Here is a 20640-nt window from a genome sequence, read left to right as displayed (position 1 = left end):
TATGGTTTTAAACCATGCCTCCTGGACATTCCAATTCTATTTGGCTGTACTGTTTTATAAATAAAAACATGATAGCCCTCCAGTTATTTAACTATTCATACATTTATTGTAAGCGTTTTTCCTGGAGATATCAAGTGTTATTTGGAGTGAGTAAAAGGAAACTGAATACGCTTATTGAGATCGCTCTTTCGTATGTATTATTGAAAATTAGGCCGCAGTCTCCGTAGACTGCGACATAACCGCTCTGTTGATTTCAACTTCGGACGGATGTTTCGCGGGTTGAACGGATTATCAAGATTTGGGGTACTTCTCTGAGCCCAAACAGCTAGAAAATAATAGCCAGCGGGGACATAGAGCGCTTCTCTAAGCCCATACATCCAGAATTAAGTAGCTGCTGGTCACATAGATCACCTCTCTATGCCCAAACAAACAGAATTAAGTAGCTACCGGTCACATAGAGCACCTCTCAATGCCCAAACAAACAGAATTAAGTAGCTGCTGGTCACATAGAGCGCTTCTCTGTGCCCAAACAAACAGAATTAAGTAGCTACCGGTCACATAGAGAATATTTCGGTCGATGGCTGATATGATGTTGGAAGTGTGGTTATATTTCCCCAGCGGTCGACTAACCACCATACCAAGTAGTTCACACTTAAAATCAACTGCGAACAGCACATAACAATCTATTCATCCAAAATCAACAACTCTTACAAAATAATCTTGAGGCAGGCAGGCAGATTGATCAACATTAATCCTCTTTTTCCGTTGTTTGGTCACGTCCCCAAAATTCAATTCCATCCTGGTTTTCCAGGGTGTCACGATAAAATACTGGATCTTTTCCTTCTTTCCGCTGTTTCATATAATCCTGAAGAACAAGATTGGCAATTTTGAATAGCCTGGTAATGGCATACAGGTTAATTAATGCCATAATTGCCATGGTTAAATCTGCAAGTGCCCATACAATGTCAAAGGTTGCTATAGCACCAAAAATAACCATTGCCAGAACAGCCAGACGGTATATAAGTAACCAAGTTTTGCTATTTTTAATGAAAGCAATATTGCTTTCACCATAATAGTAATTTCCTAAAATGGAGCTGAATGCAAAAAGGAAAATTGCAACAGCAATAAAGATTCCACCCCAGTCTCCAATAAGAATGGAAAAGGCATCTTGTGTTAATTGGATTCCGTCTGCATCACTTCCAGCAAATCCTCCTGCCGACAGGATAATAAACCCGGTTGCACTACAAATTAATATCGTATCAAAGAATACACCAAGTGCCTGAATTAAACCCTGTTTCACCGGGTGAGAAACTTCAGATGTTGCTGCAGCATTCGGCGCACTCCCCATACCTGCTTCATTGGAAAATAAACCGCGTTTGATTCCATACATAATTGCTGCACCAAACCCGCCGCCGGCTACTTGCTGAATGCCAAAAGCATTTGCAAAGATAAGTGAAATCATGTCAGGTATTGTTGTGATATTAACAATTAATATATATATTGCGAGGAAAATATAAACAATCGCCATGACCGGAACAATAATCTGTGCAACATTTGCGATACTTTTTAATCCGCCAAAGATAACAAGTGCTGTCATGATTACTAAGATCCCTGCTATTACACCTGGACTAATATCAAATTCCCCGGAAAAAGCCAGGCTAATCGTATTTGATTGTACGGAATTAAATACAAGACCGTATGTAAAGGTAATCGTAATGGCAAAAGTGATGGCCAGCCAGCGATTTTTCAGTCCTTTTTCCATATAATATGCCGGTCCACCTCGATATTGGTTTTTCTCAGGAACCTTATACACTTGAGCAAGTGTACTTTCAACAAAGCCTGAAGCTGCACCAAGCAATGCGATCAGCCACATCCAAAACAGAGCTCCTGGCCCTCCCAATGCCACCGCAGAGGCAACACCAGCCAGGTTTCCTGTCCCTACTCGTGACGCTGCACTAATTGCGAAAGCCTGAAATGCGGAGGTTCCTTTTTTCCCGGAGGCACTTATTGTCCGTTTATCAAATAAAACCCGAAACATTTCTGGCAAATACCGGAATTGAACAAAGCCGGTTTTAATTGTAAACCACAGTCCCAGCCCAATTAATACGATAATTAATACATAGCTCCATAAGGCGTCATTGACGCTCCCTAAAATACTTTCAAAAATATCCACCTTCTGTATTCCTCCTTGATGTCAATTGAACCAGCTAATTACGAATACCCTTTTTTATATCGCATTAACCTTCTCTAATTTTCTTAGGTTATACACGTGATTCTCTTTGGGGGACAATTCTTAGCTTAATACCGCAGGAAATTATTATACCAAAAAATGAAAAAGACCGGTTTAATGTACTGCATCCCCAAAGTTAGGTTTCACTCTAACTTTTAGAGTGCAGTACATTACCAGTCTTTTTCCTTTTACCAAAATTCATCAATGTCCTTTATCCCACGGAAAATCTGTTCCAAAAGTTTCAGCAAATTGCTTCGATTGTTTACGTCTCTCTTTTCGCTGCTGTGCCCGGGCTCCAGCATGTTCATGAAGCAGCTTTTCATGATCTGTTTCCGGATAAACACCCGGTACAGAGGAAGGTCTGCCATTCTCATCGATTGCAACAAAGGTTAAAAAAGCTGTGGTGCATACTTTGCGATTACCTGTTAACAAATCCTCCGTTACTGCTTTTACAAATACCTCCATGGAAGTATTATGTGTCCATGTTACAAATGCTTCAACACAAACAGAATGCCCTTCCTTCACTGGGGCCAAAAAGTCGACAGAGTCGGTTGATGCTGTAACTACAGGTTTTCGTGAATGCCTGACAGCGGCAATTGCAGCAACGTCATCAATATGTGCCATCAGCTTCCCTCCGAAAAGTGTACCATGATTATTTGTATCCGGTGGCAGAACATGTGATGTTTTTACTGCCAATGAATAGGAACAAGGTTTTTTCTCCATATAAATTCCTCCAAACTGCTATTTCTTTCTATAATTCCCTAACTTGTTATAATTACAACACCGGCGAGATCAGCCGGGAAATCGCCTCTTTAAAACGCACCCCAAGTGACCGTTTATCATACAGCTTCTTCGTCATTTGTGTGGACAGCTTAACATCTTCATTAAACGCATCCAGCAACCTTCCTGCAAGACCCTTGTCATATAAAAAAGCATTCACTTCAAAATTAAGGCGGAAACTGCGGACATCGATGTTTGCAGTACCGACAGATGCTATTTTTCCATCTACTACAATTGTCTTCGCATGCAGAAACCCATTCTGATAAATATAAACCTCTGCCCCTGCCTCCAGTAAATCACCTACACTTGATAATGTTGCCCAATATACAAAAGGATGATCCGGTTTATTCGGTATCATTATTTTCACATCTACCCCTGACAACGCCGCTATCCTAAGGGCATCTCTCAGACTTTCATCAGGAATATAGTAAGGAGTCTGAATATAAACATATTCAGAAGCAGACATAATCATTTTTATATAACCGTTTTTAATCTGTTCCCAATCAGAATCGGGGCCGCTTGAAACAATCTGCACACCCACGTCTCCTGCAGGAACAGCATCATAATATCGTTCTTCATATAAAATATCATTGCGTGAAGCCTGGTTCCAATCCAGTATAAATCTTGTTTGCATATGACTTACAGAATCTCCGTACACCCGCAAGTGAGTATCCCGCCAATAGCCGAATTTTTTATTTCCTCCAAGATATTCATCACCTATATTAAAGCCACCGATGTAGCCAACTTTCCCATCGATGATAGCTAATTTACGATGATTCCGGTAATTGATTTTAAAATTTACCTTTGGAATTCTTGAAGGAAAGAATGCTTCCATCTGGACACCTGCATTTCGCAGACGTTTTATGTATTTGCGGCTTAATGAACGAGACCCCATATCATCGTAGAGCATACGAACCTCTACCCCTTCATTTGCCTTTTTGATTAAAACCTCTGCAATGCGCCTGCCCAGCTGATCACTCCGGATAATATAATAAAGCAGATGAATATGATCAGTAGCTTTTTCCAGATCCTGGATCAGCGCATTAAATTTTTTTTCACCATCTGTAAAAATTTCCACCTTATTATCCTGGGTGAAAATCGCATCATCATTTCTCAAATGCAAATAAACCAATTCTTCATATTCCGCTATTTCCTCATGTTTAAAATCAAACCGTTCTTCTTCCAGTGCACGCAATTGAGACTGTACAGCAGTTTTGACTCCAAGTCTTGCTTTAGTATCCCACGTGAATATACGGCGTTTGCTTATAGGTTTACCAAAAATCAGATAGAGAAAGAAACCTGCAATTGGAATAAAGAGCAATACCATCAGCCAGGCCCAAGTGGAACTCGCATCTTTACGCTCCAGGAAGATAATAGAAATACCCAAGGTGATATTTAGAATCATAATAGCGCCTAATAAAAATGTCAGTATCCCCATAGTATGTATCTCCCCTTCCAAACTTAAGTCCATTAACTAAATTACCCATTTTTCATATACCCTAATATAGCATAAAATTCCTTTTTCCGTTAATGAATACCTGAATGGTTTGCTATCAAGTCGGATATATCAGGTAGACCCTGTGTTATTCTATGCTGAAATAACAGTTTTTAGTTTTAGCATATATTGTTGGCATTCTGTCAAAGCAGCTGCAATACACTATCTTCGCTTTCACTTTCGCCTACAAGTACGACATCTGTGACTGCACAAGCTCCTCTCACCCAAAAGTAAAGCTTCAACAGGGTTATTTTTCACATTGAAAATTGCATTTTATTTTCCAAGAATCTTAATAAAAACCCCCGTTTGTGAACTAGCTTTATAATAATGAAGACAAAAAACACGTCTGTTCCGGCTGATTGCCAGTACAGACGTTTACAATTGTTATGATAATTTATTAAGTGCTTGCTCCAGGTCGTTCCAAATGTCTTCCCAAGCTTCAAGGCCGACGGAAAGACGTATCAACTGATCGGTGATGCCCATTTCCTCACGTGATTTTTCCGGAACGACGGCATGTGTCATTGTAGCAGGGTGTTCAATCAATGTTTCAGCGTCTCCGAGACTGACTGCTATTTTTAAAAAGGAAAGGTTGTTCAGCAGTTGCTGGGCATCCTCTTTCGTTCCATCGATTTCAAATGAAATGATGCCACCGCCCCGTTTCATTTGTTTTTTTCGGATAGAAAAATCAGGGTGAGTTTCATCATTTGGATAATAAATATTTTTTACTTTTGAGTGTCTCCGCAATTTCTCAAATATTTTCTCCGCATTATCTGAATGTCGGTCAAGCCGAATTGGCAATGTTTTCAGGCCTCTTATTAAAAGCCAGGCATCAAATGGTGATATAATCCCCCCAATGTCCTTTTGTGTAGTCATAGCTACAGAATCCAGGAAGTCTTTCTTTCCAACAGCAAGTCCTGCAACCAAGTCCCCATGCCCGCCGATATATTTTGTTGCACTGTGAATAACAACATCACAGCCCAGCTCGATCGGCCGCTGTATATATGGTGACGAAAATGTATTATCGACAACAACCGGAATATCATATTCATGTGCTACCTCTGCAACCATTTGCAGATCAATTAGTTTCATTGTTGGATTAATTGGTGTTTCCACATAAATACAGGCGGTCTCCGGCTTGATAAGTTTGCGTACCTCTTCTTTGGTTTCCATTGCAGAAAAATCATGGGTAATATTGTATTTATCTTTCATCATCATCAATAAACCGAATGTACAGCCATATAAACCTGAGGAACAAATAATATGATCATTTGCTTTTGTCAGAGCAATCAAGATCGCAGAAACTGCAGCCATTCCTGAAGCAAATGCCAGGCCGCGCTCACCGCTTTCAAGTGCAGCAATTCGCTCCTCAAGTACTTTTACCGTTGGATTTCCGAGCCTTGAATAAATATATCCCTCTTCTTCTCCTGCAAATCTTCTTTCACCCTGCTCCGCCGTATCAAATGTATAGGTAGATGTTTGAAATAATGGTGTTGCTAAACTTCCCAGCATTTCTTTAGCATCATAGCCTTTATGAATGACAGTTGTTTCAAAATGTTTTTGGTTTTCAGACATGATTTTACCCCCTAAAAATAATGTACATATCTACTACTATAATAATCTATTAGCCTCATTTTTGAAAGCGTTTTCCAGATGCTGTTACAAGCAGGTTAATTGCTTTATCCTGAATTTAACTCTAAAATTGGCTTACTTTACTCGGAATAGGAGCCTTGCAATTGGACAATAATCAAGAAAAACTGGGAATCTTTTATACTGCTGGTGCCTATATTTTATGGGGATTCCTCCCGATTTTCTGGAAACTGGGAGACGATGTTTCTGCAGGTGAAATACTAGCACACCGTATAGTCTGGTCATTTGTGTTTATGATCTTTATCGTAACGCTATTAGGAAAATGGTCTCCTTTTATTAAGCAATGTAAAATTATTTGGCAGGACAGACAAAAACTGATTGGTATTACAGCCGCTTCCTTATTGATCAGTTTGAACTGGCTTACCTTTATCTGGGCGGTAAACAGTGAGCATGTCATACAGGCCAGTCTTGGATATTATATTAATCCATTAATCAGTATTTTATTAGGTATAATCATACTAAAAGAGAATTTAACAAGAAGGCAGGTACTCTCTTTTATTTTGGCAGGAATCGGTGTACTTTATTTAACGATCAGCTTCGGTGTTTTTCCATGGATCTCCATCGTTCTGGCATTAAGCTTTGGTTTTTATGGATTACTTAAAAAGATAGTTGATATACCTGCAATGTTTGGCTTAACAATTGAAACAATGATCGTGACACCAGTGGCTGCAATCTATTTACTCGCGCTCTCTGAAGGTGCATTTTCAATAAGTGAGCCAATCTCCACCATTAATATTTTCCTGCTGGCAAGTGGAATAGTTACAGCAATCCCTTTATTGATGTTTGCGTCAGGGGCAAAGTTGATCCCACTGGCAATGGTAGGGTTCCTGCAATACTTCGCACCAACCATCATGCTGATTCTCGGTGTATTTCTATATAATGAAACATTTACATTCGCCCACCTAGTTGCATTTTTATTTATCTGGTCAGCATTGATTATCTATATGGGCTCAGCATACAAACGGCCTGTGCGTCGTCAGGTAAGTTAATAATTCAAAGCTATTTTACAGGTTTGTGGTTTTAATAAAAAAGTTTAAATAACAGTTTCTATAGACTGTGACATAACTGCTCTGTTGATTTTAAATTTGGACGGAGGTTTCATGAGTTGAATAGATTCAGGATTTGGGTACTTCTCTGAGCCCAGCAGCTAGAAAACAATAGCTACCGGGCACATAAAGCGCCTCTCTGAGCCCAAACAACCTGAAATAAGTTGCTATCGGGCACATAGAAGTTATTTTCGGCGGATGGCTGATATGATGATGGAAGTGTGGTTATATTTCCTGTGCGGACGATGGAATTATCATCGCTGATTTTACGTAACAGTTTTCATCAACTGTGGAGGAACAAGTGCAACAAAACATACTGAAAACAGCCTAATTTTAATATTTTCAGAAATGAGCTTGACAAACGAACAGCCAAGCATCTATAATATTCAGTAATTTAACAAATTACATCTCTTATCATGAGCGGCGGAGGGAATAGGCCCTGTGAAGCCCGGCAACCTTAAAGTGAGATTTGACTTACTTTTAACGGTGCTAAATCCTACAGATCAACGGATGATCTGGAAGATAAGAGGAGGTCCGATGTATACACGCCCTCTTCTTAGGAAGAGGGATTTTTTATTTCTCTTCTAAACCGCCAGATTCAGGCAATACAATTATCTAAGGAGGAATTACTTTTATGTCAAACTTTCATTTTCAAAATCCAGACACAGTATTACTTCATGCAGGTCAGCAGGCAGATCCTGCGACAGGTTCGAGAGCTGTTCCTGTCTATCAAACTACTTCCTATGTATTTCGGGACACCGAACATGCGCAAAATTTATTCGGTTTAGCAGAGCCAGGAAATATTTACACTCGAATCGGCAACCCAACAGTGGACGCATTCGAACAGCGCGTTGCACAGCTTGAAGATGGTGTTGCTGCTGTAGCAACGTCATCAGGAATGGCAGCAATTACGTTTGCTATTTTAAACGTAGCCAGTGCAGGTGACGAAATTATAACTGACAGTAATTTATATGGTGGTACTTATAACCTTTTCGCAAATACATTGCCCCGTTATGGAATTAATGTAAAATTTGTGGATGGTACAGACATTGAGGCAATTGAAGGTGCAATTACCGATAAAACGAAAGCAATTTTTGCTGAAACTATTACAAATCCTAGCCTAAATGTCTTTGATGTTGAAGCTGTTTCAAAAATCGCACATACCAATGACATCCCTTTAATCATTGATAACACCTTTGCACCATATTTCACCAAGCCATTAGCTTGGGGTGCTGATATAGTTGTTCACTCGGCAACAAAGTGGATTGGCGGCCATGGTACAGCAATTGGTGGTGTAGTTGTAGATGGCGGAAGGTTTAATTGGGATAATGAGAAATTCCCAGGGTTTACAGAACCTGATGATAGTTACAATGGACTGCGATTTATTGATGTCGGCCCAGCAGCTTTTGCAACAAAATTACGTGTACAGCTATTACGTGACATTGGAGCATGCTTGAGCCCGCATAATGCTTTTCTATTATTACAAGGCCTTGAGACTTTACACTTACGTATTGAACGCCATAATGAAAATGCCAAAGTAGTTGCCGACTACTTGCAGAAACACCCTGCAGTTGAATGGGTGAATTTCCCTGGAATAGCAGAGCACCCTTCCCATCAGCTGGCAAAAAAATACTTTAAAAATGGCTTTGGTTCCATCATAACTTTTGGAATCAAAGGTGGCCGTGAAGCTGGCAGAAAACTGATTGATAATATCACTCTATGGTCACATGTTGCAAATGTCGGTGATGCTAAATCACTCATTATTCATCCTGCTTCAACCACACACCAGCAATTAAGTGCTGAAGATCTTGTAAAAAGTGGTGTAACAGAAGAATTGGTACGATTATCAATCGGACTGGAATCTACAAAGGATATTTTAGTTGATCTGGATCAGGCTATTTCTAAAGCTACAGGCGAAACTGGTGTTTATGAAGCAACTGAAGAAGATGCAATCAGCTGGCTGCTATCATCCCCATTTGACCGAAACAATGGAGGAGTTCGCAAAAAAGTAATTGCCGTGGCTGGAGAGAGCAAAACTGCTGAGCAATTAAAAGAGCTTGGTTTTACTGTGACAGTAGTAAGTGATGCATCCCAGCTTGCTGAGATTTCTTCCGAAGTGGATGCAGTTGTAGTGAATAAAGAACTGCAGGCTTCTCTAATAGAACAATTTATCAATAAACAGGGGAAAATCTTATGGGTTGAAGATCCATCCGGCAATGATCAGCTGCTCGATAACGCAAAAGCAGCGGGGATTACTGTTATCACAGATAGTAAACCATACGAGGAAGCAGTACGAATCAGAGAAAATCAATCACCTAAGGAACCTGTGGAAATTTAAAACGGAATTCCTGAAGTTTGCTCTAGGATTTAATCAGTTTTCTAGTTTACTTTTAGCCGAAAATGGGAAAATTAGATATAACCATTATTCAAGACCGCCTTGATTTATAGGCGGTCTTTTATTACTAGTAAATAAAGTATAATATTTGACAGCAAATACCTCTTGGACATAATCAACCACGTCCAGCTCCAGCGCCCAGCGACTAGCGGACTTCCTTCACCTCCGTACGATAAGTCAACATCGCCTCCCTACGGTCGCCGTGTTTCCTTTATCTCCTTAGAAAAGGAAGTTCGATTAAAACCGCCACATCACGTGGCAACATCGAACCACCCCACGTCCTGTGGGGCGCAGTCCGTACGTCGCTAAACGGGCGCTTGCGCCTTTGTTTCGTTTAAGTTAAATGTTCGTACCATTTCTGAATTAACATTTTTATGACGTGTTGTTTCGGGTATGATCAGTACTAGATCCTTTTTATTTTTATTGATTCATGAGACAATTAGCATTATTTCCATATATATATTATATAACAGCCTAGGTGTGGTAAGTATGAAGAAGAGAGTGTTCATCACTGGTGGTTTAATTTTAATCATTGGCATCGTACTGATTGTATTTTTCAATCAGCCTAAATCAAATTTTGAGAATGTTACTATCCCAGAAGATGAAATAACAGAACCTGACGAAGAAGAAAATGAAAATGTGGAAGAACAGGAACAAAACCAGGAGGAGACAGAAGAAGCATCAAGCTCTGAGCAAACAGAAAATAAACAGATTTCACAAATTCTATTGGAAGCTGTTCAAAGTACGCTTGATTTCTTCTCCAATCGTGAAACCAAAGTTGTTGCAATCGGTGACTCACTTACACAGGGAGTCGGTGACAGCAAAGAGCAAGGCGGGTATGTAGGAATACTTGATCGCTCTATAAACAAAGAATCAGAGCTAGTTGAATTTGATAACTTCGGAATCCGTGGCTACCGGTCTGACCAGCTGCTGGAATATTTGGATGATCCGGAAGTTGTTGACTCAGTAAATGACTCTGACATTGTTCTGATAACAATTGGCGCTAATGACATCATGCAGGTGTTTAAATCAAACTTCACCAACCTGAAACTTGAGGATTTCCAGCATGAAAGAGTTAATTATGAGGTTCGATTACGACAGATATTTGCTAAAATAAAAGATATAAATTCGAATGTGGATATAAATTTATTAGGCTTTTATAATCCTTTTGATAAATATTTTGAAGATATCAGGGAACTCAGTATTATTGTAGAGGAATGGAATAACACAGGAAAAATGGTTGCAGAGGAAAACAACGAAACATTTATTCCAACTGCAGATTTATTTGCTGACCCGGATGAGGATGTATTCGCGGAGGATAACTTTCATCCGAATGACCTTGGCTATCAGCGAATGGCCAAAAGAGTTCTTGAGTACCTGACTAATGAATAAGGGTGAACGCCATGTCTCTAAGAAAAGAGCATCGAAAAGGAAAGATTAAATGGAAGCGGCTGTTTTTCGGGCTGCTGATTTTAAATATCATTTTTTTCCTTGTGATTGTCTCATTTATATTCTGGCCGGTTTCGGAAACGGAAAGACCGCAGAATCAAGATCGTGCAGAACAGGAAAGCTCCGAATTTGTTGTTCGCACAACCAAGCAGAATTTAAATGAATTAGTAAATGCTTATATTGATCAGCTCTTAAGCACCACAAGGCATCATTACAGCATCTCACTTGAAGAGGATGTTCACCTGACCGGAGAATTGCCGGTGTTTTCTGCAACGGTCCCTCTTTCTGTACATTTTGAACCATTTGTACAGGATAATGGAGATATTATTTTAGAACAAAAGTCGATTTCTGTAGGATTACTGGAATTGCCAAATCAAAAAATCATGGAATATATGAAAAAATACTTGCCGATGCCGGAATGGGTAACCGTTAACCCGAAGGACGAAGAAATTTATGTAGCTGTAACAGATATGGAAATCCGAAGTAACTTTGAAGTCAGCGTAGAGCATATTGACCTTGAAGCAAATAATCTGGCATTTAAAATCAAAGTGCCTTATAAATCATTGGGCATTGATTACGGAGAATTCAGAGGTCAGTAAGACTAAATGAATAACTTCAGCGAAGCCCCCTGGTACAAGGGGGCTTTCCAGCCTACTGATAAGTCTTCATCATTTGCTCAATTTTTCCCTTCACCTCGTTGACTAGATGCTCAGGTTCCAATACTTTTGCTTTATTCCCCCAAGTCAAAATCCAGTTAATCAGTCCATCCGATAGTTTAGCTTTTGTTCTCAGCTCAAAATGCCCGTCACCTGTATTTTTAATATCAGCATCATGCCCCAAACGATCGAGAACAACATTCACCAGATCCTCATGAAACTGAATTTTTATCCATATTTCTTCCCCTGCAAACATATGAAAACTTTGATTCACATAACTTTTTAAATCATAATCTGTTTGTGTAAAATGTCCATCCGTAATTTCTATATTTCGAATCCGATCCAGACGGTAGTGTCTCATTTCATCTGTTTTTTGAAAACGTCCAATTAAATAGTAATAATCATTTTGCCAAATTAATGCATATGGCTCCACATAATAAAGATCCCCATTACGGTTGAATTCAAATTGCTTATCCACATTAAATTTCCCATACTGATATGTAATAACATTTCGCTGGGAGATTGCCCGGTGTACAAAATCAATGTTTAATTTAACCTGCTCATAGTCCATATTGGCTGATTGACTGAACAGCACTGGTTCTGGCAATGTTTTAGCAATATTTTTACTTGTCAGCCGCTTCACCTTATTGATCAGCTTTTTCTTTTCATTGGTAGTAATAAAGCGAGCAGAAAGAATGGCATCATTAATGAGACGTAATTGATATGTTTCAAATAATCGGGATTGGTGACTGTACAGGATCTTCCCAAATTTACCTTTATTCTCCATTATTTCAAAATCCATTTCATCCAGAATTTGCAGGTCCCGCTTAATTGTTCTGTTATCAAAGGTTCCGCCGGGAATAATCTGCAGCAATTTTTTGCTGATATCATTAATTCCCAATTCATGCTGTTCATCTGTCTGGTCAAATAGGATTTCCCTTATTTTCAGCAAGCGATAATTGCTTCCGCGTTCCATAGGCTGCATCCCCTTTCTCTATTATTTAAGGCTTTTCAAACTTATATAAAAAAAGAACCATCTACAAAATTGTGTATGGTTCTTTTATTTGATGACAAATCGTTTTACTTTTGAAGATAAGAAAAATATAAATGATTGCTTTTCAATAGTTTGTTCTGCGGTTACCAGTTTTCGTTCTGTCTTTGTTTGTTTCGGTTGATATTCCCCAAGTATTCCCTGGTAAATCAGCTGCATCCCTTTATGTGTGCGGATATCCGCTGGCGTGATAAAACATGGCGGCTTCAGCAGACTGAAATTTTCCAAATCATTTAAAACAGTAGCCACAAACTGGGAACAAAAGAATGCGTCTTTGCGATTTATTTCAATTTGAAACAATACACCTAATAAACCAATAAAATTATATTTATAAGAGTCTTTGACCGCTTCAATCTCTTTTATCCTGCAAAGTATTGCTTCATATTCCATTTCTGAAACCTGATAGCTGTAAATTGCACTTGTTGAATGCCGCATAAATTCACTCTGTATGTCTTCTTTCACAAACCCGCCTATAAACGGATTATTCGGGCGTTTTCTTCCAAAGCTGTATACCTCACTTAATTCATGGTCAAATCCTATTGAAACATGATTTAATGACTGTTTGGTACAGTAATTGATTGCCCTGGATAAATAAGTACCCGTATCTGTGAAGAGAAAGTAAATGGTTCTTTCTCTCATTGGGTTTCCCCTCCCCCCAATCTTTATTTTCAGTATCAGAAAAGAATTCTTTTTTTCTACTATTACAAAAAAACTTCAATTATACAAGCTAAATTTTGATTTTTCCCTTCTTATTTATATATATGACCGTTTTGCATTGACGAAACCCTCTAAATACCTTAAGCTTACCATGATTACTATTTATTTTTATTGGAGGAAATGTACGCGTTATGATAAATGTTACTAATGTTAGTTTACGATATGGTGATAAAAAGCTATTTGAAGATGTTAATATAAAATTCACTGCCGGCAACTGCTATGGCTTAATTGGAGCAAATGGTGCGGGAAAATCAACGTTCCTAAAGGTTTTATCCGGTGAAGTAGAAGCGCAATCCGGAACGGTTTCATTATCCCCCGGGGAGCGTCTTGCTGTATTAAAGCAGGATCACTTTGCTTATGAAGAGAATCAGGTGCTTGACACTGTCTTAATGGGACATGAAAAATTATATGAAGTAAAGCAGGAGAAAGATGCCATTTATATGAAAGCCGATTTTTCGGAGGAAGATGGCATGCGTGCTGCTGAGCTGGAAGGCGAATTTGCTGAAATGAACGGGTGGGAAGCTGAATCAGATGCAGCTGTCCTGCTGAAAGGCTTAGGCATTGATGAATCACTTCATTTGCTGAACATGGCAGACCTTACTGGAGATCAAAAAGTGAAGGTTTTGCTTGCCCAGGCGTTATTTGGCAACCCGGATATTTTACTGCTGGATGAGCCTACCAACGGACTGGATATTCAGGCTATTCAGTGGCTGGAAGAATTCCTGATAAACTTTGAGAATACAGTCATTGTCGTTTCCCATGACCGCCACTTTTTAAATAAAGTATGCACACACATTGCAGATGTTGACTATGGAAAAATCCAAATTTATATCGGGAATTATGATTTCTGGTATGAATCAAGCCAGCTCGCATCAAAAATGGCACAGGAAGCTAATAAAAAGAAAGAAGAAAAAATTAAGGACCTGCAGGCATTTATCGCCCGTTTTAGTGCAAATGCCTCAAAATCCAAGCAGGCAACTTCACGAAAAAAACTGCTTGATAATATTACATTGGATGACATTAAACCATCATCCAGAAAATATCCATATATTGCTTTCACACCAGAGCGCGAAATCGGAAATGATTTGCTGCGTGTAGAAGGTCTGACCAAGACAATTGGCGGTAAAAAAGTTTTAGACAATGTCAGCTTTATTATGAACAAGGATGACAAAATTGCCCTTGTCGGAAAAAACGATATTGCCAAAACAACCCTGTTTAAAATATTAATGGGAGAAATGGAGCCAGATGCGGGAACGTACACTTGGGGTGTAACAACATCACAGTCCTACTTCCCTAAAGATAATGCAGCTTATTTCGAAAATAATGACTTGCCATTGGTCGACTGGCTGCGTCAGTATTCACCAGAGGATGAAACAGAAACCTTCCTTCGCGGCTTCCTGGGAAGAATGCTCTTCTCTGGAGAAGAAGCCTTAAAGAAGGCAAATGTTTTATCTGGTGGAGAAAAAGTACGGTGCATGCTCTCCAAAATGATGCTGAGCAATGCCAATGTTTTACTTCTTGATGAGCCGACAAACCATCTGGACTTGGAATCCATTACTTCTTTAAATAATGGATTGATTAAATTCAAAGGTTCCATTCTGTTTACATCACATGATCATCAATTTATTAACAGTATTGCTAATCGCCTTATCGAAATTACGCCAAACGGCATTATCGATAAAGAAATGAGCTATGACGAGTATGTACAGGATCAAAAATTACAGAAACAAATTGCTGGAATGTATGCCAGTTAATGAAGTAAAAGCGTTCTCCTTTATTGGAGGACGCTTCTTTTTAATGTATAATACTTTCATTGTTAGGTTGAAGGATGGATTCGGTATAATTCACGTTGCATTCGGTCTTAAACTCGATTTATTCGGTCTTATTTCCTAGTGTCCAGTCTGATGCTTTTCGTCCGGTCTTAAAAGCCTGTCATCCGATCTCAGCAGTTTTTACACAGCAAATTCACTTTATATACAAAAAGCTCCCCCAAAAAATGGGAGAGCAATTTTTATTTTTCCTTTGCTTCTATCTTTTCAAGCATGTCCTTCGTCATCTTATCCAAATCATATTCTGCCTTAAATCCCCATTCTTCTATTGCAGCAGTTGAGTCGAGGCTGTTCGGCCAGCTGTCAGCAATCTTTTGCCTGATAGGATCAATGCTGTATGATAAAGCAAACTCCGGAATATACTTTTGAATTGCTTTAGCAAAATCCTCTGGTGCTGCAGACATTGCTGAGATATTGAAAGCATTTCGGTGTGTCAGTTTGTCCGGATCAGCCTCCATCAATTGGATTATAGCATTTAGTGCATCCGGCATATACATCATATCCATATAAGTACCTTCACGTATATAAGAGGTATATGCTTTATTTTTTAATGCTTCATAATAAATTTCCACGGCATAATCAGTTGTTCCGCCACCAGGTGGTGCAACATAAGAAATTAATCCAGGATAGCGTACCCCGCGAGTATCCACATCAAAACGCTGAAAATAATAATCTGCCAGCAGCTCACCTGCCACTTTGTTAACACCATACATCGTCGTTGGACGCTGCAGTGTATCCTGCGGTGTATTATCCTTTGGTGTTGACGGTCCAAATGCGCCAATGGAACTTGGTGTGAAAAATTGCAGGTTGAGCTCTTTAGCTACTTCTAGTGCATTAATCAACCCACCCATGTTCAAATCCCAGGCTACTCTTGGAAAGGATTCTGCCTTTGCGGATAGCAATGCAGCTAAATGCATAATCGTATCTACCTGGTATTCTTTTGCAACAGAATTCAGATGTTTGCCATCCATTACATCAACAATTTCAAAAGGACCTTCCTCTGCTGCCTCTTCCTTTTTTCGTATATCTGTACCAATTACATTTGATGAACCATATATTTCACGTAATTTATCAACAAGCTCTGATCCAATTTGGCCGAGAGCTCCAGTAACTAAAATCTTTTTCATTGCATAAGCCCTTTCTTATCCGAATCTATTTAGATAATACCCATCTCTTTGCCAACTTTTTCGTATACTGCTATTGCCTCATCAAGCATTTCCTTTGTATGTGCTGCAGTTGGCATATTTCTGACTCGTCCAGTTCCTCTTGGCACAGTTGGAAATACGATGGATTTTGCATAAACGCCTTCTTCGTACAAACGTTTACTGAACTTTTGTGCTTCTTTTTCATCCCCGATAATACATGGTGTAATAGGGGTTTCACTATTGCCAATATCGAATCCTAACCTCTTTAACCCCTCTTTTAGATAATCACCATTTTCCCAAAGCTTTTCATTCAGTTCCGTGCTTTCCATTAACAGCTCAATTGCCTTCGTACTTGCCACAGCATCTGCCGGAGATACCGCAGTTGAAAATAGAAACGGACGAGAACGAACTTTCAGCCAGTCAATCAGGTTCGCTTTCCCTGCAACGTAACCCCCGATTACACCAATAGCTTTTGATAATGTCCCCATTTGAAAATCTACTTTATCCTGCAAACCAAAATGTTTGACCGTTCCTGCGCCTTTACCGAGAACACCAGAGCCATGTGCATCATCCACATATGTGATCAAATCAAACTCTTCAGCAATTTCAACAATCCCAGGAAGATTTGCAATATCGCCATCCATAGAGAAAACGCCATCTGTAATTACCATTATTTTATTATACTGTCCGGATTCGACAGCTTCCTTCGCTTTTTGACGGAGATCTTCCATATCCGAGTGATTGACACGAATAATTTTAGCTTTCGACAAGCGGCAGCCATCTATAATGGATGCGTGATTCAATTCATCGGAAAGAATAGCATCATTTTTATCCATTACAGCTGAAATAGCAGCCATATTGCAATTGAATCCGGATTGGAAAGAAATTGCAGCTTCTGTCCCCTTAAATGCAGCAAGCTTCTTCTCAAGTTCAATATGAAGATCGAGTGTACCATTAATTGTACGAACAGCACCTGCCCCAACACCGTGTGAATCTACTGCTTGTTTTGCCACCTCTTTTAAACGTTCATCTGTGGCAAGTCCTAAATAATTATTGGATGAAAGGTTTATTAACTTCTTACCGTTAATAGTGATCTTTGCCCCATTTGCACCCTGAACAGGATCAATTTCATTATATAGTCCACGTTCCTTTAAATCAGCAATATTTTCATTTAAAAAATTGTCTAATGCTTTACTAGTCATGTTTTAAATTATCCTCCTTGTTATGTAAGCGCTTCATATTATTTCATTTGAAAAGGTCATAAATGCCTCTATGCGGTGAGCACTTAATTTAAGTCAAGTTTAACATAAACCTTAATAAATGTTTAATCAAATAAGGCTGGCGATTAATAATGGAACTATTTCGTTTTATTAGTTAATTCAACCTTTCATTTTTGTAAGAATTTCCTTATGAAATGTCATAAAAAACAATGGTGATTTACTGCTATTTTTATTATACTATTACTAGAATCAGATGTTGGAGGAAGTAATAATGAAGAAAATATTAGTCGCTCTTTTTGCGATATTTATAATAGGCTTTGGCTTTATTGGTTATTCACAAATGAATGATGTTCCAAACGAGATTGTAGATGAAGACAATCACTCTACCACTATCAGAACAGAAATTTAACTATTTTTTTGGTTTACGTTTAATTAAAATAAAAAAAGGAAAGCATTGTAATATAGATGCTTTCCTTTTTTGCTATTAAGTTTTCTATTAAACTGGTTATTTATTATTCAACAATAGTTACATCAACTGTTTTAACGCCCCAGCTATAAGCATCGTCTTTAGTTGGAACATGAATATCAATTTTATTACCTTTAATTGCACTGCCGATGTCACCAGCAACAGCATAACCGTAACCTTCAACATATACTTCGGAGCCTAGCGGAATAACGTTTGGATCTACTGCAATAACTTTTGCATTTGGATTTGCATTTAGATCAATTCCAGTTGAAGTAATGCCGGAGCATCCAGCACAGCCTGCAGTATAAGCAGTCGCTGTTACAGAAACTGTTTTACCTTCTGCTGTTTGTTCTTGCTCAGCTTTTGCAGCCGTTTCAGCTTCTTTCTTATTTGATTCGTCAGCAGCAGCTGTGTTCTGTGTATTTTGCTCTTCCTCACCAGATGCTTTCTTTGCAGCTTTTGGAGCAGGATTATCTTCTTGTGCTACATTTACACCTTTAATCTCTAATTCTTGTCCAATAGTAATAACAGAAGATGAAAGGTTATTCCATTCGGTTAATTCTTCTGCAGTCACATCATAATCATCTGCAATACTGATAAGCGTATCACCTTGTTGCACTACATACTTTTCATTAATAAATAGTGTTTGTTTTGGATGAATGACTGTAGATTTTAACTCATTTATATCAACTAATTCTTCAACGCTAGTATTATATTCGTCTGCAATATCCCATAAATTGTCTCCTTGCTGTACTTCATAATCCTCTGCAGAGACGTTTATTGCAGCTGCTCCTGTGATGATAAAACCTGTAGCAATTGCGGCTACTATTTTTTTCATAAGTAGTCCCTCCTTAAATTTCTAACATTGCCTATACTATCACATAGGTTTGGGCAGTGCAGTTACAGGAGGTTTAAGAGTCGTTTACAAAAAATACTTTATTCGATAATTAGTATTACAATTGTAATCATTTTGATATAAAACCCTATTCTTTTTGTAATTTGTATTCTTAGAGTCATAGAATGGGAGATATTGTAATACATTGAAATTGGACATCAAAATTAGATGCCTCAACGGGAGAGGAAGAGCCAATTAAAGATAATAGATGAATTATTGAATTGAAGTGTGCTTACAAAGTAAAATACCTATAATTCATCTTCAGGCAACGGAACCTTTAGTATAATAATAGAGGGAACCCTCACTAATTGCGAGGTTCCCTCTTTATTGAAATAAAATCAACAACATTTATTCATCATAGCTTATAGAAAAAGGAACTGTCCTTCCCCACTGGTTGGTGGAGAAAGACAGACCTTTACTGCTTACAATTATCGCTGTCTTGCCTGATGTTCATCATTATATCGCTCATCATACAGGTGACAGGCAACCCAATGATCCTTTTTATGTTCCAGAAATTCCGGCACCACTTTGGCACATACATCCATCGCAAATGGACATCTCGTACGGAAACGACAGCCACTTGGCGGGTTCACCGGACTTGGCACATCCCCTTCAACGATAATTCGCTCTCTCGTGCGTTCCACTTCCGGATCAGATATAGGGATCGCACTGATCAGTGCTTGGGTGTACGGGTGTAATGGCTCGGCATATAAATCATCGCTTGTCGCGATTTCTGCCATATTCCCCAAATACATCACCCCGACCCGGTCACTGATGTGCTTCACCATGGACAAATCATGGGCAATAAATAAATAGGTCAGCCCGCGTTCCTTCTGCAGCCGTTTTAATAGGTTAACGACCTGTGCCTGGATCGATACATCCAATGCTGAAATCGGTTCATCGGCAACGATAAACGACGGATCCACCGCAAGCGCACGGGCAATTCCGATACGCTGCCGCTGTCCCCCACTGAATTCATGTGGATACCGATTCCCGTGATCCTCATTCAGTCCTACCGTTTTTAATAATTCATTCACACGGTCCAGGCGCTCTTGTTTTGTGTTCACCAGACCATGGATATCGATCCCTTCCGCGATGATATCTTTGACAGTCATCCGCGGATTCAAGGATGCATATGGATCCTGGAAGATCATCTGCATCTCCCGGTTGAATTTCTTCAATTCTTTTTTCGACTTTTTCGCATGGACATTATCACCGTTAAAATCGACTTCTCCTCCGGTTGCTTCATATAAACGCATGATTGTCCGTCCTGCTGTGGACTTTCCACAGCCGGATTCTCCTACTAAACCGAATGTTTCTCCTTTATAAATATCAAAGGAAATACCGTCCACCGCTTTTAACGTGCTCGTCCGATCCAGTTTGAAATGTTTTTTCAACGCTTTGATTTCCAGTAATTTTTCTCTCGTCTCAGCCATGTACTTTCGAACCTCCTGTCACTGCGGATTCCGGCGGTTCCACGTTTGGCGCACGCTCATCCAGCAGCCAGCACGCTGTCTTTTGGGTACCGGACAGTTCCGTATAGGCCGGCATATGGTCTTCACATACCTTCATGGCATAGGGGCAACGGGTGACAAACGGGCAGCCCTTCGGTGGATCGG

Annotated in this window: 17 protein-coding genes and 1 riboswitch; of the genes, 6 read left to right on the top strand and 11 right to left on the bottom strand. The window is 39.3% G+C overall.

What is annotated here, in order from left to right; translation table 11 throughout:
* Positions 1-748 precede the first annotated feature (748 nt).
* The 4 genes from CIL03_RS18540 to megL all read right to left on the bottom strand — a co-directional run bounded on the left by CIL03_RS18540 (position 749) and on the right by megL (position 6077).
* A complete protein-coding gene (locus CIL03_RS18540; protein ID WP_094887374.1) occupies positions 749-2173 on the bottom strand; it encodes an alanine/glycine:cation symporter family protein in 1425 nt (474 codons plus the stop codon).
* Positions 2174-2431: 258 nt separating this feature from the next.
* Complete coding sequence (locus CIL03_RS18535; RefSeq protein ID WP_094887373.1) at positions 2432-2953, bottom strand: acyl-CoA thioesterase; 522 nt, start codon at positions 2951-2953, stop codon at positions 2432-2434.
* Positions 2954-3005: 52 nt separating this feature from the next.
* Positions 3006-4448, bottom strand: coding sequence for a cardiolipin synthase (cls, locus tag CIL03_RS18530; RefSeq protein ID WP_094887372.1), 1443 nt, complete (start codon positions 4446-4448; stop codon positions 3006-3008).
* Positions 4449-4889: 441 nt separating this feature from the next.
* On the bottom strand, positions 4890-6077 hold the full coding sequence (megL, locus tag CIL03_RS18525; protein ID WP_094887371.1) for a methionine gamma-lyase: 1188 nt from the start codon (positions 6075-6077) through the stop codon (positions 4890-4892).
* A 161-nt stretch (positions 6078-6238) separates the two neighbouring features.
* Here megL and rarD point away from each other — a divergent pair, with 161 nt between their 5' ends.
* From rarD to CIL03_RS18505, 4 genes are all read left to right on the top strand, one after another.
* On the top strand, positions 6239-7141 hold the full coding sequence (rarD, locus tag CIL03_RS18520; protein ID WP_094887370.1) for an EamA family transporter RarD: 903 nt from the start codon (positions 6239-6241) through the stop codon (positions 7139-7141).
* 465 nt (positions 7142-7606) lie between these two features.
* A riboswitch (SAM riboswitch) is annotated at positions 7607-7727 on the top strand.
* A gap of 105 nt (positions 7728-7832) precedes the next feature.
* Positions 7833-9536: a PLP-dependent aspartate aminotransferase family protein gene (locus CIL03_RS18515; protein WP_094887369.1), complete on the top strand. Its 1704-nt coding sequence runs from the start codon at positions 7833-7835 to the stop codon at positions 9534-9536.
* A 546-nt stretch (positions 9537-10082) separates the two neighbouring features.
* A complete protein-coding gene (locus CIL03_RS18510) occupies positions 10083-10985 on the top strand; it encodes a GDSL-type esterase/lipase family protein (RefSeq protein WP_094887368.1) in 903 nt (300 codons plus the stop codon).
* Between the two features lie 11 nt (positions 10986-10996).
* Positions 10997-11641: a YpmS family protein gene (locus tag CIL03_RS18505; RefSeq protein WP_094887367.1), complete on the top strand. Its 645-nt coding sequence runs from the start codon at positions 10997-10999 to the stop codon at positions 11639-11641.
* A 52-nt stretch (positions 11642-11693) separates the two neighbouring features.
* Here CIL03_RS18505 and CIL03_RS18500 read toward each other — a convergent pair whose 3' ends face one another.
* Positions 11694-12674: a helix-turn-helix transcriptional regulator gene (locus CIL03_RS18500; RefSeq protein ID WP_094887366.1), complete on the bottom strand. Its 981-nt coding sequence runs from the start codon at positions 12672-12674 to the stop codon at positions 11694-11696.
* A gap of 84 nt (positions 12675-12758) precedes the next feature.
* Positions 12759-13388: a hypothetical protein gene (locus tag CIL03_RS18495; protein ID WP_094887365.1), complete on the bottom strand. Its 630-nt coding sequence runs from the start codon at positions 13386-13388 to the stop codon at positions 12759-12761.
* A gap of 209 nt (positions 13389-13597) precedes the next feature.
* Here CIL03_RS18495 and CIL03_RS18490 point away from each other — a divergent pair, with 209 nt between their 5' ends.
* Positions 13598-15220 (top strand): ABC-F family ATP-binding cassette domain-containing protein, encoded by a 1623-nt coding sequence (locus tag CIL03_RS18490; protein ID WP_094887364.1) that lies wholly within the window; start codon positions 13598-13600, stop codon positions 15218-15220.
* A gap of 257 nt (positions 15221-15477) precedes the next feature.
* On the opposite strand, the gene CIL03_RS18485 is transcribed toward CIL03_RS18490, so the two are convergent.
* Positions 15478-16422: an L-threonine 3-dehydrogenase gene (locus CIL03_RS18485; protein WP_094887363.1), complete on the bottom strand. Its 945-nt coding sequence runs from the start codon at positions 16420-16422 to the stop codon at positions 15478-15480.
* A 29-nt stretch (positions 16423-16451) separates the two neighbouring features.
* Positions 16452-17642, bottom strand: a complete 1191-nt coding sequence (locus CIL03_RS18480) for a glycine C-acetyltransferase (protein WP_094887362.1) — start codon at positions 17640-17642, stop codon at positions 16452-16454.
* Positions 17643-17931: 289 nt separating this feature from the next.
* Here CIL03_RS18480 and CIL03_RS19955 point away from each other — a divergent pair, with 289 nt between their 5' ends.
* The gene (locus CIL03_RS19955; protein WP_165768006.1) at positions 17932-18069 is read left to right on the top strand and encodes a hypothetical protein; all 138 of its coding nucleotides are present in this window, start codon (positions 17932-17934) and stop codon (positions 18067-18069) included.
* A gap of 103 nt (positions 18070-18172) precedes the next feature.
* On the opposite strand, the gene CIL03_RS18475 is transcribed toward CIL03_RS19955, so the two are convergent.
* The 3 genes from CIL03_RS18475 to CIL03_RS20315 all read right to left on the bottom strand — a co-directional run bounded on the left by CIL03_RS18475 (position 18173) and on the right by CIL03_RS20315 (position 20572).
* Complete coding sequence (locus CIL03_RS18475) at positions 18173-18964, bottom strand: 3D domain-containing protein (protein ID WP_094887361.1); 792 nt, start codon at positions 18962-18964, stop codon at positions 18173-18175.
* Between the two features lie 485 nt (positions 18965-19449).
* Positions 19450-20457 (bottom strand): ABC transporter ATP-binding protein, encoded by a 1008-nt coding sequence (locus CIL03_RS18470; protein ID WP_094887360.1) that lies wholly within the window; start codon positions 20455-20457, stop codon positions 19450-19452.
* Positions 20450-20572, bottom strand: coding sequence for a hypothetical protein (locus tag CIL03_RS20315; protein ID WP_276282973.1), 123 nt, complete (start codon positions 20570-20572; stop codon positions 20450-20452). Before CIL03_RS20315 ends, CIL03_RS18470 begins: the two co-directional genes overlap by 8 nt.
* Between the last annotated feature and the right edge of the window lie 68 nt (positions 20573-20640).

It is taken from the genome of Virgibacillus indicus (genome assembly GCF_002266285.1).
In the GTDB taxonomy this organism is placed as follows: Bacteria; Bacillota; Bacilli; order Bacillales; family Amphibacillaceae; genus Virgibacillus_K; species Virgibacillus_K indicus.
This window is presented reverse-complemented; position numbering and strand designations above follow the sequence as displayed.